Annotated in this window: 16 protein-coding genes; 10 read left to right on the top strand and 6 right to left on the bottom strand. The window is 72.3% G+C overall.

Translation table 11 applies throughout. The annotated features are described in order from the left end of the window. Window positions 1–82: 82 nt before the first annotated feature. Window positions 83–1876, bottom strand: a complete 1794-nt coding sequence (locus K8Z49_RS26930) for a serine/threonine protein kinase (protein WP_024934220.1) — start codon at window positions 1874–1876, stop codon at window positions 83–85. A 128-nt stretch (window positions 1877–2004) separates the two neighbouring features. Between K8Z49_RS26930 and K8Z49_RS26925 the strand changes: the two genes are divergently transcribed. Together K8Z49_RS26925 and K8Z49_RS26920 are read left to right on the top strand one after the other, a co-directional pair. Continuing rightward, on the top strand, window positions 2005–2448 hold the full coding sequence (locus K8Z49_RS26925) for a sterol carrier family protein (RefSeq protein ID WP_021596061.1): 444 nt from the start codon (window positions 2005–2007) through the stop codon (window positions 2446–2448). Between the two features lie 43 nt (window positions 2449–2491). Further along, window positions 2492–3127 (top strand): LamG domain-containing protein, encoded by a 636-nt coding sequence (locus tag K8Z49_RS26920; protein ID WP_412515529.1) that lies wholly within the window; start codon window positions 2492–2494, stop codon window positions 3125–3127. Here the strand turns inward: K8Z49_RS26920 and K8Z49_RS26915 are convergent. Further along, window positions 3124–3489, bottom strand: a complete 366-nt coding sequence (locus K8Z49_RS26915) for a hypothetical protein (protein ID WP_024934221.1) — start codon at window positions 3487–3489, stop codon at window positions 3124–3126. The two genes, K8Z49_RS26920 and K8Z49_RS26915, sit on opposite strands and share 4 nt — an antisense overlap. 129 nt (window positions 3490–3618) lie before the next feature. On the opposite strand from K8Z49_RS26915, the gene purF reads away from it, so the two are divergent. Together purF and purM are read left to right on the top strand one after the other, a co-directional pair. Next, the gene (gene purF / locus K8Z49_RS26910) at window positions 3619–5103 is read left to right on the top strand and encodes an amidophosphoribosyltransferase (RefSeq protein WP_412515528.1); all 1485 of its coding nucleotides are present in this window, start codon (window positions 3619–3621) and stop codon (window positions 5101–5103) included. Beyond that, window positions 5100–6140, top strand: coding sequence for a phosphoribosylformylglycinamidine cyclo-ligase (gene purM, locus K8Z49_RS26905; RefSeq protein ID WP_111830760.1), 1041 nt, complete (start codon window positions 5100–5102; stop codon window positions 6138–6140). The genes purF and purM overlap by 4 nt, the downstream gene beginning before the upstream one ends. Before the next feature lie 237 nt (window positions 6141–6377). Here purM and K8Z49_RS26900 read toward each other — a convergent pair whose 3' ends face one another. Next, entirely contained in the window at window positions 6378–6584 is a 207-nt protein-coding gene (locus K8Z49_RS26900; RefSeq protein WP_021596067.1) for a DUF3073 domain-containing protein, read from the bottom strand. A 314-nt stretch (window positions 6585–6898) separates the two neighbouring features. Next, complete coding sequence (locus K8Z49_RS26895) at window positions 6899–7981, bottom strand: Leu/Phe/Val dehydrogenase (protein ID WP_111830759.1); 1083 nt, start codon at window positions 7979–7981, stop codon at window positions 6899–6901. Between the two features lie 125 nt (window positions 7982–8106). Here K8Z49_RS26895 and K8Z49_RS26890 point away from each other — a divergent pair, with 125 nt between their 5' ends. Both K8Z49_RS26890 and bldC read left to right on the top strand, forming a co-directional pair. Then, a complete protein-coding gene (locus tag K8Z49_RS26890; protein WP_021596069.1) occupies window positions 8107–8985 on the top strand; it encodes a hypothetical protein in 879 nt (292 codons plus the stop codon). Between the two features lie 273 nt (window positions 8986–9258). Further along, a complete protein-coding gene (gene bldC, locus K8Z49_RS26885) occupies window positions 9259–9462 on the top strand; it encodes a developmental transcriptional regulator BldC (protein ID WP_012850682.1) in 204 nt (67 codons plus the stop codon). 180 nt (window positions 9463–9642) lie between these two features. Here bldC and K8Z49_RS26880 read toward each other — a convergent pair whose 3' ends face one another. Continuing rightward, window positions 9643–10416: a TetR/AcrR family transcriptional regulator gene (locus tag K8Z49_RS26880; RefSeq protein ID WP_244938507.1), complete on the bottom strand. Its 774-nt coding sequence runs from the start codon at window positions 10414–10416 to the stop codon at window positions 9643–9645. A 313-nt stretch (window positions 10417–10729) separates the two neighbouring features. On the opposite strand from K8Z49_RS26880, the gene K8Z49_RS26875 reads away from it, so the two are divergent. The 4 genes from K8Z49_RS26875 (at window position 10730) to K8Z49_RS26860 (ending at window position 14673) form a co-directional block, all read left to right on the top strand. Next, window positions 10730–11734, top strand: a complete 1005-nt coding sequence (locus K8Z49_RS26875; RefSeq protein WP_021596072.1) for a LacI family DNA-binding transcriptional regulator — start codon at window positions 10730–10732, stop codon at window positions 11732–11734. Window positions 11735–12047: 313 nt separating this feature from the next. Beyond that, window positions 12048–12284, top strand: a complete 237-nt coding sequence (locus K8Z49_RS26870; protein ID WP_024934223.1) for a hypothetical protein — start codon at window positions 12048–12050, stop codon at window positions 12282–12284. Between the two features lie 93 nt (window positions 12285–12377). Next, complete coding sequence (locus K8Z49_RS26865; protein ID WP_024934224.1) at window positions 12378–13214, top strand: N-acetylmuramoyl-L-alanine amidase; 837 nt, start codon at window positions 12378–12380, stop codon at window positions 13212–13214. A gap of 40 nt (window positions 13215–13254) precedes the next feature. Beyond that, window positions 13255–14673 carry a DUF7059 domain-containing protein gene (locus K8Z49_RS26860; protein WP_412515526.1) on the top strand — a complete coding sequence of 473 codons (1419 nt, stop codon included), beginning with the start codon at window positions 13255–13257 and terminating at the stop codon, window positions 14671–14673. Here K8Z49_RS26860 and K8Z49_RS26855 read toward each other — a convergent pair. Continuing rightward, on the bottom strand, window positions 14670–15740 hold the full coding sequence (locus K8Z49_RS26855; protein WP_075024070.1) for a quinone-dependent dihydroorotate dehydrogenase: 1071 nt from the start codon (window positions 15738–15740) through the stop codon (window positions 14670–14672). The genes K8Z49_RS26860 and K8Z49_RS26855 overlap by 4 nt on opposite strands. Window positions 15741–15762 lie beyond the last annotated feature (22 nt).

Here is a 15762-nt window from a genome sequence, read left to right as displayed (position 1 = left end):
TCACATGATCGATGGTCTCGATCGAGGGGAACCTTAGCGGAACTGTCCTGAAATTAGATGAAAAATCGGACGGCTCGGCGGATCAGCCGCGGCGCAGGCGGCCCCCGTAGGCGAGGGCCGTCCCCGGCTTGCTCCACGTGTACTGCAGCGTCCCGTCCGGCTGCCGCGTGATCTGGACGATCCCGGACGTGCACGGCTTGCCGATGTCCAGGTTCATCTTCAGCGCGCTCTCCGTGCCCCTGGTCATCCGCAGGGTGCCGTTGCACCTCTCCCGCGGGTACACGGCGCGTCCGGTCGTCCCGCCGGCCTCGAACGTGATCTCCACGGGGAAGGAGGCGTTGCGGTTGGTGTTGACCAGCGTCCCCTTCCACGTCCCCGCGAACGAGGCCGGGATCGTCGTCACCGGGCGGTTGTTGGACGAGTTCGTGCTGTCCGGCGGCGACCCGTCGTCGCTCTTGAGCTGCGGCCACAGCACCAGCGCGATGATGGCGATCCCGACGCTGACCCCGATGACCAGCGACAGCGCCAGGCCGAGGACGTGGTTGCCGGGACGCCGCATCCGCACGAAGGACGACGTCGACGGGGAGCGGTGCCCGCCGCCCTCGCGGCCGTGGCCCAGCCCCGGGATCAGATTCGGGGGCGGCTCGGTCGTGTTGGCGTCGTCCCGCGGGTCGACGGCGTCGAACCTGGCCGTCGAGTCGGCGCCGACCGCGTCGAACGTCGCCGTCCGGTCCGTGCCGCCGGGCTCCGCCCGCGGCTCGGACCCGAGGGCGCCGAACGTCGCCGTCGCCTCGAAGGCGGACGGGTCGAGATCGGCGGTGGACGGCTCGTCGCCGGGCTCGGAGTCGTAGCGCCGGGAGCGCGAGAGCTTCCCGAACAGGGGGAAGGACGGGGACGGCGCCTGCTCCTGAGGCGGCCCTGGAGGCGTGCTCGGGGCCGGGGGAGGGGTGCTCGGGGCAGAGGGGAACGCAGCGGGAGACGGGACGTCAGGGGTGGCGCGCGGGGGCGAGATGACGGCACGCCCCTCTTCCACCATCCCGAACGGCAGGCGGGTCACGAGCGCACCGTTCGCGTCCAGCAGCTTTTCGAGAAGCTCCTTCGCGGTGGGCCGCTCGGCCGGATCCTTGGCGAGGGCGCTCGTCAGCACGTCGCGCAGGGACATCGGGACGCCCGACAGGGCCGCGTCGTCGTACATGATCCGCTGCATCACCTCGGACGGGGAGCCCTCTCCGAACGGCGGCCGGCCGGTGGCGGCGAACAGGAGCGTCGACGCCCAGGCGAACACGTCCGTCGCGGGGCCGATGCCCGTGCCGCTCAGCTGCTCGGGGGACCGGTAGGCCGGGTCCTCGGTGATGTGCCCGCCGAAGGAGACGTTCACGGCCTCCATGGCCTGCACGATGCCGAAGTCGCCCATCTTGGGCCCGCTCCGGCTGAGAAGAACGTTCCCAGGCTTCAGATTGTGATGAACGGCACCCGCCCTGTGGACGGCCGCGAGGGCGATCGCCACGCCGACGGCCACGCGCTCGACGACGACGCCGCCGCGCGGGCCCTCCTCGTCCACGAGCCTCTGGAGGGTCGGGCCACCGACCCACTCGCTCACCACGTAGGGAAGGTCGTCTTCCACGTCGGCGTCGAGAATCGCCGCCGTGTAGAACCCGGACACCTTCCGGGCAGAGGTGAACGCTTCCGCGAAGCGCGCGCGGGCGACGGGCTCGCCGCTCAGCCGCACGTGCAGGACCTTCACGGCGACGGGCACGCCGGACGGGTCCCTGCCGAGGAAGACGGCGCCCTGCTCGCCGACGCCGAGCCGTCCCGCGATCTCGTACGAGCCGAGTCTGCGCGGGTCACCCGGCTGCAGGGGCAGCGCCTCGGGCATCTGACGAACCTCCGTCTCCCCGGGGACGGCGTCCCCGGCCTCCCCGTCCACTCCACTCCCCCATGCCTGGCACCGGGGTCCTTTCTACCGCCTGCCGGTACCGCGGCGGACCCGGTAGCGTCGTCGCGATGCCGCGAACACCGCTTTCCCCCGACGTCCTGAACGAGCAGCGCGCCGCGCTCGGCCTTGCGCCCTACACCGGCGCGGACGAGCCCGGCGACCTGCGCCGCGCGGCCCTGGACACGGTCGTGGCCGGACTCGGGGCGGGAGGCGCCGAGCCGTCCCGGCCGGTCGTCAAGGGAGCGGTGCGGTACCTGCTCGACCGGCTGGCCGAGCTGGCACCCGGACGATCGGTGGAGGTGCGGGTTCCACCTCACGCCGCCGTTCAGTGCATCGACGGCCCGCACCATACCCGGGGTACGCCACCGAATGTGGTGGAGATGGACGCCGCCACATGGATCGCCTTGGCCACCGGCCGGCTGGCCTGGGCGGACGCGGTCGCCGATGGACGGGTCCGGGCGAGCGGCGCGCGCGCGGACCTGACGGAGTACCTTCCCATACCTCTCGACTGAGCAGCACTCCGGGCATAGCGTGCGCCCTACCGGAGGTGGTCCCGTGCTGATCGCTCACTGGACGTTCGACGCCGACACCGTGGACGGCCGCACGGTCGCGGTCGCGGCGGGCGCCGCGCCGGCGGCCGAGCTCGGCGGCACCGCCGGGATCGTCCCCGGGCGGGACGGGGCGGCGCTGTCGCTCGGCGGGGACGACCGCGTGGTGATCCCCGCCGCGCCCCAGCTCGTCCTCAGCCAGGTCTTCGGGTTCAGCGTGGCCTTCTTCGTCCAGGTCGCCGAGGAGCCGACCGGCGAATGGCGGAGCCTCCTCTACAAGCCGGTCGCCGAGAACGACGCCCGGGGCCTCGGCCTGTGGCTGTACCCGGACGCGATGAGGCTGCGCGTCCAGCTCTTCACCATCAAGGGCCCGGACTACGTCGACAGCCGCGCCAGGCTGACCGTGGGCGACTGGGCGCACGTGGCGTTCGTCGTGGACACCGCCGGGATGTACGTCTACATCGACGGCCGGCAGGACGCGGCCCTCCCGCTGGAGCACGCCGTCGTCACACCGGCCGGCCCCATCTACCTGGGCCGCGAATCCACCAAGCCCGGCTTCGGCGGTCTCATGGACGATCTGCGCGTGTACGCCTCCGCCCTCGACGAGGAGGCCGTCCGCGCCCTCGCGGACCCGGCGGGTTAGGGGTTCGCCTGGGCGAACGGGAACTCGCGTTCGACGCAGCCTCGGCGTGACACGTCGTCCGGGTACCGCGCCTCGTCCCCGCACTGGGCGGCCTTGCTGAGCAGCCAGGAGAGCGCCAGGGCACCGATGACGAGAGCGAGGCCCGAACAGACGACCCCTACGAGAGCCGGTCGCCGATCAGGATCGCGCCGCGCCAGGGAGATCCCGCCCAGGATGAGACCGACGACGGCCGGGACCAGACCGGCGAAGCATGCGGCGAGACCGACCAGGCCCACGATTCCGAGGACCTGTGAGGCCCGCGCCAGAGTGCTCTTCTTGGGCGGCGCAGGGGGCGAGTACATCCGGTACCCGGGCAGCGTCATGCAGTTCCTCCACGTGTCCGTCCTCAGAGTCCCCCGCACCGTGTGATGCCCATGGTTCGCAGGGGTAAAGGTCCGTTAAGGAGATGCCACCGATCGGAGCAGGTGAACCGGCCATCTAGACTGGCGAACGTGCCTCTTCGCGACGGACGTCTGAGCCACGACATCGATCCCTCTGACCGCGCTCCGCAGGACGCCTGCGGGGTCTTCGGCGTCTGGGTCCCCGCCGACCAGGCGTCCAGGGCCGAAGTGAGCAAGCTCACCTACTACGGCCTCTACGCACTCCAGCACCGCGGGCAGGAGTCGGCGGGCATCGCCGTGAGCGACGGCTCCCGCATCGTCGTGTTCAAGGACATGGGCCTCGTCGCCCAGGTCTTCGACGAGTCGGTCCTGAACACCCTGCGCGGCCACATCGCCGTCGGCCACTGCCGCTACTCCACGACGGGCTCGCCAACGTGGGAGAACGCGCAGCCCACGTTCCGGTCGACGGACGCGGGCGGGCTGGCCCTCGTCCACAACGGCAACCTGATCAACACGCCGGAGCTGGCCGCGCGGCTGGAACCCGGCGTGCTGACCGCCACGAGCGACACCGAGGTCCTGACGGCCCTGCTCGCCGAGCAGGGCAAGAGGGGCACCGGAGGCGCTCCGGACGGCACGGCCGGGCCGCTGGCGGCGGCGCGGGAGATCCTCCCGGCCACCCGCGGCGCGTACTCCCTGGTCTTCATGGACGAGGGGACGCTGTACGCCGCCCGCGACCCCGAGGGCGTCCGGCCGCTCGTCCTCGGCGCCCTGGAGGACCGCGGCTGGGTGGTGGCGTCCGAGACGGCCGGCCTCGACATCGTCGGCGCCCGGTTCGTCCGGGAGATCGAGCCGGGCGAGCTGGTCGCGATCGACGGCGCCGGCGTGCGGTCCGAGCGGTTCGCCGAGGCGCGGCCGAAGGGCTGCCTGTTCGAGTACGTCTACCTCGCGCGGCCCGACACCACGATCGCCGGGCGCAGCGTCCAGGCGACCCGCGTCGAGGTCGGGCGGCGGCTGGCCCGGGAGCACCCGGTCGAGGCCGACATGGTCATCCCGACGCCCGAGTCGGGCACCCCGGCCGCGATCGGCTACGCCGAGGCGTCCGGCATCCCCTACGGCCAGGGGCTGGTGAAGAACTCCTACGTCGGCCGGACGTTCATCCAGCCGTCCCAGACGATCCGCCAGCTCGGCATCCGGCTGAAGCTGAACCCGCTGCGCGAGGCGATCGAGGGCAAGCGGCTGGTCGTGGTGGACGACTCGATCGTGCGCGGCAACACCCAGCGCGCGATCGTGGCGATGCTGCGGGACGCGGGCGCCGCCGAGGTGCACGTGCGCATCTCCAGCCCGCCCGTCTCCTGGCCGTGCTTCTACGGCATCGACTTCGCGACCCGCGCCGAGCTGATCGCCGGGCACCTGTCGGTCGAGGAGATCCGCGACTCCATCGGCGCCGACACCCTCGGCTACATCTCGCTGGACGAGCTGATCTCCGCGTCGCACATCGCCAAGGACCGCCTGTGCCGGGCGTGCTTCGACGGCGAGTACCCCATCGCGGTGGACGAGGACGCCCGCGGCAAGCATCTGCTGGAGGTCACCCGATGACGGAACGCCGGACGGCCTCCTACGAGGCCGCGGGCGTCGACATCGCGGCGGGCGAGCGCGCCGTCGAGCTGATGAAGTCCCGGGTGGCGCGCGCGCGGCGTCCGGAGGTCGTCGACGACGCCAGCGGGTTCGCGGGCCTGTTCGACGCGTCGGCGTTTCTGCGCTACAAGCGGCCCTTGCTCGCGACGTCCACGGACGGTGTCGGCACCAAGGTCGACCTGGCCCGGCGCCTCGGCGTCTACGACACGATCGGGCACGACCTGGTCGGCATGGTCATCGACGATCTGGCCGTGTGCGGCGCGGAACCGCTGTTCATGACCGACTACATCGCCTGCGGGAAGGTCGTCCCGGAACGCATCGCCGACATCGTCGGCGGCGTCGCGGACGCCTGCGCCCTGGCCGGCTGCGCTCTCGTCGGCGGGGAGACCGCCGAGCACCCCGGCCTGCTGGAGCCGGACGAGTTCGACCTGGCGGGCGCCGGGACGGGCGTCGTCGAGGCCGACGAGGTCCTCGGACCGGAGCGGGTCCGGGCGGGCGACGCGGTCATCGCCATGGCGTCGTCCGGGGTCCACTCGAACGGGTACTCGCTCGTCCGGCACATCCTGGCGACGACGGATCTGACCCTGGAGTCCCGGCCGGCCGAGCTCGACCGGCCGCTGGGTGAGGTACTTCTCACACCGACGCGCATCTACGCCAAGGACTGCCTGGCCCTCTCCCGAGAGGGCGGCGTGCGCGCGTTCGCGCACATCACCGGCGGCGGGCTGGCGGCGAACCTGGCGCGCTCGCTGCCGCCGACCGTGGACGCCGTCCTGGACCGCTCCTCCTGGGAGGTCCCGGCGATCTTCCGCGTGCTGCAGGCGCATGGGGACGTGCCTCAAGCCGAGATGGACAAGACGTTCAACCTCGGCGTCGGGATGGCCGCGATCGTCGCACCGGACGCCGCCGGCGCCGCGCTGCGGCTGCTGGCCTCGCGCGGCGTGCCGTCGTGGCGGCTCGGCGAGATCACCGAAGGCACCGGGACGGCCCGCCTCGCCTGACGAGGTGCTCGCACACGGAGTGCTCGCCTGACGGGCTGCCCGTGTGACGGGCTGAGCGGCCCGCTGAACGCCTCACGGCCCTCAGAGGTCACACGGGGACCGGGAGCCCCCGAAGTCGCGCGAGAGGTCCGCTCGGCGGACGGCGTGGGGCACGTCCGGCGCGGAGGGCATCCGGTATCCGGAGGTCACGACAAACGCCACCGCCCAGCGTGCGGGCGGTGGCGCACTGTCGGCCGGTCAACCGGAGGTGCCGTCCTTGCGGGTCTCCGTGCCGTAGTCATCGGCGTAGTCGGCGTACTTCTCGGCGAGCTCGTCATAGGAGTCGTCGCCGGAGTCGCTGACTCCCAGTTCGTCCTTCAGGCGGTCGAGGTCCGTGTTGCCGGTGTTGTACTTGAGCTGCCGGGCAACCTTTACCTGCTTGGCCTTGGCTCGGCCGCGACCCATTGGCTCGACCCCCTCGATGGTCAGGGCTTTCGTGGGCCCATCAACGCGCGCGTGTACCACACGAACCGGTGCCTGATGAGCCATGCGTCAGTCACGGGTACAACCGTACCCGTTTTGCGCCTGGCTCGGTACATCGACGGTACGTGGCGGCGCCCCTGTAGCTGATAACAACAGTGTATCCGGTGGTCACGAGTACCTGCCAAGGCCACCGCGGGACGGTCGTACACCGGCCCGCGGCGGCCCTCGCAACGGTTTTGCAACGGTCTAAACAGGTCTAGGAAGCGCATCCGTTCAGACCGGCATCGGTCGGACAATCAGAGGAGAATGCCGCGAAGTCTCCCGATTTCGGACATCCGGCGCTCGGCGAGCCGGTCCGCGGCCACCGCCGGCGGGACGCCCTCGTCGGCGGCCAGCGCGAAGATCTTCCGGGTGGTGTCGTAGATCCCGGCCGCGCGGGCCTTGGCCCGCTCGAAGTTGAAGCCCTCGATCTCGTCCGCGACCTGGATGACGCCGCCCGAGTTCACCACGTAGTCGGGCGCGTACAGGACGTCGCGGTCGGCGAGGCGCTTCTCGATGCCGGTGTGGGCCAGCTGGTTGTTCGCGGCCCCGCAGACCACCTTGGCGCCCAGTACCGGCACCGTGTCGTCGTTCAGGGACCCGCCGAGCGCGCAGGGCGCGTACACGTCGAGGTTCAGGCGGACCATGGCGTCGGCGTCCGCGACGACCTCCACCTCCGGGTGCAGGGACCGGACGCGGTCGACGGCGGCCTCGTTCACGTCGCAGATGACGACGTCCGCGCCGTCCTCGCGCAGGTGCTCCACCAGGCGGTGGCCGACCTTCCCGACACCCTCGACGCCGACGCGCTTCCCGCGAAGGGTGGGGGAGCCCCAGGCCGTCTCCGCCGCCGCCCGCATTCCCTGGAACACGCCGAACGCGGTGAGGATGGACGAGTCGCCCGCACCGCCGTGCGCGACCGTCCGCCCGGTGACGAAGCGGCACTCGCGCGCCACGATGTCCATGTCCTCGCTGAACGTGCCGACATCGCACGCGGTGTAGTACCGGCCGTTCAGGGACTGGACGAACCGTCCGTACGCGCGCAGCTTCGCCTCGGTCTTGTCGACCTGCGGGTCGCCGATGATGACGGCCTTGCCGCCGCCGAGGTCGAGCCCGGCCAGGGCGTTCTTGTACGCCATGCCGCGGGACAGGTTCAGCACGTCGGCGAGCGCGTCCTCCTCGGAGCCGTACGGGTAGAAGCGGGTGCCTCCCAGGGACGGGCCGAGCGCGGTGGAGTAGATCGCGATGATGGCGCGCAGGCCGCTGGCCTCGTCCTGGCAGAAGACGACCTGCTCGTGTCGGGGTTCGGTGCCCTTGTGGGGCGCCCCGAAGACATTAGGCACGGTAGTGCCCTCCTCTCTGTCTCTAAGATCAGCCTAGGGCGCGTGATGGCGTCACGCCCGGCCGAATCTCGTGTAACGATGCGGTCGTGCTTCCGTACGCCGCGTACCTACGGGTTTATGAACCGGTGACCGCCTTCCCGGAGCCCGCGCGGACCCTGTGGACGGTCTACGCCGAGTCCAGGCGCCGTCCGAGGCGGATCCACGCGCTCGGGGTGGAGCACCGCGAGGCCGCGCTCAGGCTGACGGCCTCGCCGCCGGAGGTCGTCCCGGAGCGGGAGAGCAGGGACGCCTACGTGCGGCGGCTGGACGACATGATCTACGTGTGCCCGTGGGAGACCCGGCTGCGCTCCTGGCTGGCCTTCGAGCGGTTCAGGGACGAGCACGCGGCGGGCGTCGCGGCGGCGTTCGTGCCGCCGCCGCTGTCGGAGCGGGTGATGGGCGACTTCGAGCAGTGGAAGCGCTCGGGCCGGGCCCTGCGCCCGCACATCCTGACGAGCACCTGGCATGTCCCGCTGGACTGGTTCGTCCCTTTCGCGCGCGGCGAGCGCTGCCTGATGCTCGGCACGCCGGGCACCGGGTACCGCCGGCAGGACGAGACGTCCGAGGAGCACCCGGGGCACGGCCCGGCGACGGCCGCGCCCACGCGCACGCTCATCTACGTCACCTCGATGGGCGAGGCGCGCCGCCGGGTGGCCGCCGCGCTCCCGGTGGTGCGGGAGAACCTCGGCGACGGGACGGGAGAGGTCTACCTCCTGTCGGCCGGCCGCCTGGAGACGCTCGGCCGGTGGCTCGGCGAGTTCCACCCGCGCGCGCTCGTGGAGCTCGACTACGGCGGGCTCGTCCATCTGCTGGACGACGAGACCCTCCGCACGGACGAGTCGGTCGCCGAGATGACGGTCGCCCTCACCGGGATGGAGCGGGGAGAGGCCGAGCTGACCGTCGCGATGTACAAGCGGCTCCTCGCCCGCTGGCGGCCCGTCCGGTCGCTGGAGTCGGCGAACTAAAACAAATTTCCCGAATCCGCGCGCGATACGACTATACGTGTCGCTAGAATCACGCAGCGTGACCCAGGGACCACCGGACGGCCGCGGCACCCCGCATCCGCGGGGATGTTTGCACGCAACTACCGCCGAGAACTTGCTTGTTGCGCTGAGTGGTGGCAAGGTTACACGTTGTGATGTCATAGTGGCTCTTTCGGGCCATAGGGGACATCAGTGACCGCGCGAGGAACAACCGCAGGATCGCTGTCATCGGTCCACGGAGGAGAGGCCGCAAACATGTCAGCACGTACGCCAGAGGCCGAGCCCCTGCTGACGCCGGCGGAGGTGGCGACGATGTTCCGCGTCGACCCCAAGACCGTCACGCGCTGGGCGAAGGCGGGGAAGCTCACGTCCATCCGGACGCTGGGGGGGCACCGCCGCTACCGCGAGGCGGAGGTGCGGGCGCTGCTCGCGGGAATCCCGCAGCAGCGCTCGGAGTAACCAGCACCGATCGCGTCGTCCTGGACGTCGGACGCCCGGGGGTGCCCGGCATCCAGGACGGCGCGGCGATCGCCGGGATCATCGCGGACGCCGGGTGAGCTGGGCGAAATTTCGGACAATTCAGACTCGTGCGTCCACAAGCGGACACTAGGCCCAGAGGGCTCCGCTGCCGCGCGCGTCTCAGGAGGAGCCCATCTCCTCCTGGGCCAGGCGGTCGAACAGGGCGCCCGTGCCGGGGTCGTGCCGCCCGGCGACCTGCATGATGACCACGAGCTGGTCGACGAGCAGCCGCTCCAGGTCGGGGCGGGGCACGTCGCGGTTCTCCAGCCAGTCCAGCCCGGCGGTCTCCACGGTCGCCATCCAGCAGCGCAGCGTGATGCGCAGGACGGGCGGCGGGACGTCGACGTCCAGGGAGTGCAGGATGCGGTCGAGAAGGAGCTGGCGGATGCCGTCGACGATCTCGCCCGCCTCGCCCGACCGGTCGGCCGGGCCGCCGCGCAGCAGCGCGGTGTAACCGGCCGCGTGGCTCTCCACGAAGTCGAAGTACCGCTTCAGGGAGATCCGCAGCCGCTCCAGCGGCTTGCCCTCGGTGGGCGGCTCCAGCAGCACCGACAGCTTCTTCGCGGCGCTGCCGAGGGCCGCGATGTACAGCTCGTACTTGCCGCCGAAGTAGTGGTAGACCAGCGCGCGCGAGGCGCCCGCCTTGGCCGCGACGTCGTCGATCGAGATGTCCTCGGGTGAGCGCGTGCTGAACAGCTGCAGCGCCGCCTCGATCAGCTCGTCCCGACGCTCGTCCACGCTGAGCCGGCGACGGCCCCGTCCACCGCCCGTCCGGCCCCGCACCTTCTCACCCGGCACCTTCTCACCGGCCACCGCACGATCTCCCACCTGGGCAGCGTATCCGAGCCGGACCCGCGCGAGCCCCGCCGGGCGGCGGCGGAACAGGCTCTTCACCGGGTCGTGATCCTCCCCGGACGCCGTTGTGATCCGGGACACCACAGGCCCGAACCCCCATTGCCGTATGCCCGTTACTCACTGTTGCGACGATTTGGGGGGAAGGCGCGGCATCATGGCATCTCCTCCCGAGCGGAGGGCGGCGCGCCGAACCCCTCACCGGTGCGCCGTCGCGGCAGGTCCTGCAGGTCCCCCTGGACGGAGTGCCATGTCAGCTGATGAAGCGAATCCCCCGCACCACAGGAAGGGAGAGGGCGCGGTGCCCCGGCCGCGCAGCGAACCCTCTCCCGCCCCGCGCGACGAGGGGAGGGCGGTGCCCGCGCCGAAACCGACGATCCGCAACGTCGCCGAGCGCGCCGGAGTGTCGAAGTCGCTCGTCTCCCTGGTGATGCGGGGGTCACCGCACGTGAGCGAGCGGCGCCGGCAGGCCGTGCTGCAGGCCGCCCGGGAGCTCGGCTACCGGCCGAACGCCGTGGCGCGGAGCCTGGTCGAGGGGCGCACCCGGCTGATCGGCGCGATCGTCGCCGACCTGCACAACCCGTTCTTCGCCGAGTTCCTCGACGGGCTGCAGGAGACCCTGCACGGCGAGGGCCTGCGGATGCTCGTCGGCAGCGGCCGCTGGGATCCGATGTTCGAGGCCGAGGCGGTCGAGGCGTTCCTGGAGATGCGGGTGGACGGGCTGGTCCTGCTAAGCGTCGTCCCCGAGTCGCTCAAGGAGGCCGCGGCCAGCGTCCCCGTGGTGGTCGTCGGGGAACGCGACGTCGTCGGCGTCGACATCGTCGTGGACGACGACGAGCTCGGCGCGAGCCTGGCCGTCGACCACCTCGTCGAGCTCGGCCACCGCCGCATCGCGCACATCGAGGGCGCCCGCTCCACCACCGCCCGCTACCGCCGCGCCGGCTACGAGAAGGCGATGCGCCGGCACGGGCTGGGCGAGGAGATCGTCGCCGAGCCCGGCGACTTCACCGAGGACGGGGGCTACCGGGCCGCGGGCGCGCTGCTGCGCCGCGACCCCCGCCCGACCGCGATCTTCGCCCCGAACGACCTGGTCGCCACCGGAGCGCTGTCGGCCGCCGACGAGCTCGGCATGCGCGTTCCCGAGGACCTGTCGATCGTCGGGTACGACAACACCCATCTCGCCGCGATCCGGCACATCTCCCTCACGAGCGTGGACCAGCCGCGCCGCGACATGGGACGCGTGGCCGCCGAGCTGCTCACCGCGCGCATCGGCGACCCGTCCCGGCCCGCCCGGCAGAACCTGGTGGTCCCGCACCTGGTGGTCCGCTCGACGACGGGGCCCGCTCCCACCGCCCCGTGAACCGCCCGCGCGCGCCGCAGGACGTCCCCCCGCCTCATCTCGCTTCCCGCAGCACCCCACCCGCCCCGGTCCATGAACGTGGGTCCATGAACAGCGTGGGTCCATGACCGCGTGCCCGCCGCCGGTATGGCTTGGGTACGCGCCGGGTAAGGGGGCGGCCAAACCTGCCGTATTCACCGGCCCGCGCCCCGCCGGCGGGGGGTTAATGGGACTCATCGCCGGCGGGCGGTCCCGGGCGGCCTCGGCGCAGGCCGCCCGGACGGGACCCCGCCGGACGGACCAGAGAGTCGTGTCCACCCAGGGGGTTCAGCTCGTGCGTGATCCGGAACTGGTGTCGTGCGCGCAGCGCGCGGCGAGCGAATTGGAACGCGCGTGGTCGGAGTGGCGGCACGCGCGCGGCCTGGCCGAGCAGGTGTCGGAGTCGGTCGCCAGCTACGTGGCCCATTCCATCGACCACCCGTGGGGCCGTCCCCGGGTCGTCCTCGGCCTGGACGCGGACGAGGCCCGCGCCCTCGCCGCGCTGCTCGGCAAGGAGGACCCGCTCCGCTGAACGGGACGGGTTTCGCGGAGTTCGTTTGACGTTCCTCCGGCGGCGTGCAGACTGTCAGGGTCGGTAACGAAGACGTCACGGAGGAAGCGGCCTGTGCGAATCCATCGAGGCGGCCCGGCGGCCGCCGGTATCGCGCTGTGCCTGGGCGCGCTCACCGCGTGCGGCGGCTCCTCCGGGGCGGCCGGCGGGGCCGGCCAGGCGGCGCCGCCGACCGCCGGCGCGGCGCCCGGGGGCGGCGGGTCGCCCGCGCGGGAGGGCGGCGAGGCGCCGTCGCTGGACGGCAAGGTGATCGTCATCGACCCCGGCCACAACGGCGGGAACGCCTCGCACCCGGCCGAGATCCGCAAGAAGGTCAAGATCGGCAACGGCAGCAAGGAGTGCGACACGGCCGGTACCGCCACCAAGGGCGGCTACGCCGAGCACGCCTTCACCTGGGACGTCTCCAACCGGCTCGCCAAGATCCTGCGCGCCCGCGGCGCCAAGGTCGCGCTGACCCGCAAGGACGACAAGGGCGTCGGCCCGTGCATCACCGAGCGCGCCGCGCTCGGCAACAGGATGAAGGCCGACGCCGCGGTGTCGGTCCACGCCGACGGCGCGTCCCCGTCCGGGCACGGCTTCCACATCATCGAGCCGATCTCCATCGGCCGCAACGCCGAGATGGTGTCGAGGTCCGCCAAGCTCGGCAAGGCGCTGCGGGACGCCTACCACGACGGCACCGGCATCGCCTACTCCAACTACCTCGGCGAGAAGGCCATCGATCGCCGCGACGACCTCGGCGGCCTCAACATGTCGACGGTCCCGAAGGTCTTCATCGAGTGCGGCAACATGCAGAACAAGGACGACGCCGCCAAGCTCTCCAGCGCCTCGTTCCGGCAGCGGATCGCCGAATCCTTGGCCAAGGGCTTCCAGGAGTACCTGACCCAGGGCTAGCCGCCTCGGGGAGGATGGGCGGGTGCCTGATCTTCATCGTGTGCGTGAGCTGTTGCCGGGGAGCGGTTACACCGTCGCCGGGGTGCGGGAGCTCCTCGGCCCCGTCGCGGGCGGGGCGCTGGCCCGGGACGAGATCGTGCCGGCGCTGCGCGCGACGCGCGGCGGGTCGCCGGTCGAGGTGCTGACACGGCTGTTCTGGCTGCAGGTCCCCGTGGAGGCGGGAGCCGTCACGGACGGGCTGGTGGCGGCGGGCCTCGCGGAGAGGTCCGGCGGGGAGGTGCGGGCGCTGCTGCGCGTCGAGCCGCTGGAGGCGGTCGGCGGGGACGGGCATGCCGGATACGCCGTGTCCGATCTGAAGGTGCGGCCCGGGTCCGGCGGCGTCCCGGCGGACGATCACGTGGTGGGTGCGGGCGGCGCGTCCGGCAACCTGGCGCGGCTGGTTATCCACAGGCCTGTGGACAACGTGCTCGACCTCGGGACCGGATGCGGCGTCCAGGCGGTGCATCTGGCGGGCCGCTCTCCGGGCGCGCGCATCACCGCGACGGACGTCAATCCGCGCGCTCTCGAACTGGCCGCGATGAGCTTCGCGCTGTCCGGGGTGGAGGGCGCCGAGCTCGTGCGCGGGTCGCTGCTGGAGCCCGTCCGGGGGCGCCGGTTCGATCTGATCGTGTCCAATCCGCCGTTCGTCGTGGCGCCGTCCGGAGGCCGCCGGTTCACCTACCGGGAGTCGGGCATGCCGGGCGACGACTTCTGCCGGCGGCTCGTGGAGGACGCCGCGCGGTACCTGAACGACGGTGGATATTGCCAGCTCCTGGCCAACTGGCTGCACCTCGACGGGGTTCCGTGGGAGGAGCGCGTCGGGGCGTGGGTGGACGGCTGCGACGCGTGGATCGTCCAGCGGGACGTCCAGGATCCGGCGGAGTACGCCGAGTTGTGGCTCCGGGATTCGTGCGAGGCGGGCACTCCCGAATACCGCGCGCGGTACGAGGCGTGGCTCGATCATTTCGACCGGCAGGGCGTCACCGGGATCGGGTTCGGCTGGATCACGTTGCGGCGGAGCGACCGCCCGGCCGTCCGGATCGAGGAGCTGCGGCACGCGGTCGAGGAGCCCGTCGGCGCCTACGTCTCCGAGGTGCTGGACGGCCTCGCCGCGGGCGCGGAGTTTTCCACAGGCTGTGGACGGACGCCGGCGGCGGCGCCCGGTCTCGTCCAGGAACAGATCGGACCGCCCGGCGCCGAGGATCCGGAGCGGATCGTCCTCCGGCAGACCGGCCGGCTCCGCCGCGCCGCCGGCGTCGGCACGGTCGAGGCGGGCCTCGCCGGGGTCTGCGACGGCGACCTGCCCCTCGCCCCGCTCCTCGACGCCATCGCCCAGCTCACCGGGAGGGAACCGGACGAGGTCCGCGCGCACGCCGACGCCGTCCTGCCGGAACTCATCGCCGACGGCTTCTTCCTCTAGCGGCGGGCCTCGGTGAGGGTGCGGAACGCGCTGGCGCGGAGGCGGCGGGCCAGGTCGCGGTTGACGCGGTGCGCCCAGAGCGGGCCACCGTAGATCATGCCGGTGTAGCCCTGGACGAGGGTCGCGCCCGCGCGGACGCGCTCCCACACGTCGTCGGCCGTCTCGACGCCGCCGACCGAGACCAGCGTGAGCCGCCCGCCGGTGCGGGCGCGCAGCCGGCGCAGGACCTCCAGCGACCGGTCCCGCAGCGGCGCGCCGGACAGCCCGCCGGTCTCCTTGACCAGCGCGGGCGGGCTGAGCAGGGCGTCGCGGCCGACGGTGGTGTTGGTCGCGATGACGCCGTCGAGGCCGAGGTCGAGGGCGAGGTCGGCGACCGCGTCGATGTCGTCGTCCGCCAGGTCCGGCGCGATCTTGACCAGCAGGGGGACGCGGCGCGGCGACGACCGGTCGGCGGCCTCGCGGACCGCGGTCAGGAGCGGGCGCAGATGCTCGACGGCCTGCAGGTTGCGCAGGCCGGGGGTGTTGGGGGAGCTGACGTTGACGACGAGGTAGTCGGCGTGCGGCGCCAGCCGCTCGGCGCTCGCCACGTAGTCGGCGGCGGCCGAGGCCTCGGGCACGGCCTTGGTCTTGCCGATGTTGACGCCGACGATCGTCCGGGCGGACCGCCCCGCGAGGCGGCGGGCGGCGGCCTCGGAGCCCTCGTTGTTGAACCCCATCCGGTTGACGACCGCCCGGTCGGGGGCGAGGCGGAACAGCCGTGGGCGCGGGTTGCCGGGCTGCGGGCGCCCGGTCACCGTCCCGATCTCGACGTGGCCGAACCCGAACGCGCCGAGCGCCTCGTAGGCGACGGCGTCCTTGTCGAACCCGGCGGCGAGGCCGAGCGGGCTCGGGAAGTCCAGGCCGAACGCGCGGACGGCCAGCGCCGGGTCGCGCGGGACGAGCAGCCGCCGCAGCAGCGGCGCGGCGCCCGGCACCGCCTGGATCGCGCGGAGCCCGCGGATCGTCAGGTGGTGGACGGTCTCCGCGGGGACACGGGCGATGACCAGTGTGAACAGAAGTCGATACATCGCCTGCCAGTATCTCAGCCGG

Origin of the sequence: Actinomadura madurae (genome assembly GCF_047130825.1) — a bacterium.
GTDB lineage: Bacteria > Actinomycetota > Actinomycetes > Streptosporangiales > Streptosporangiaceae > Spirillospora > Spirillospora madurae.
This window is presented reverse-complemented; position numbering and strand designations above follow the sequence as displayed.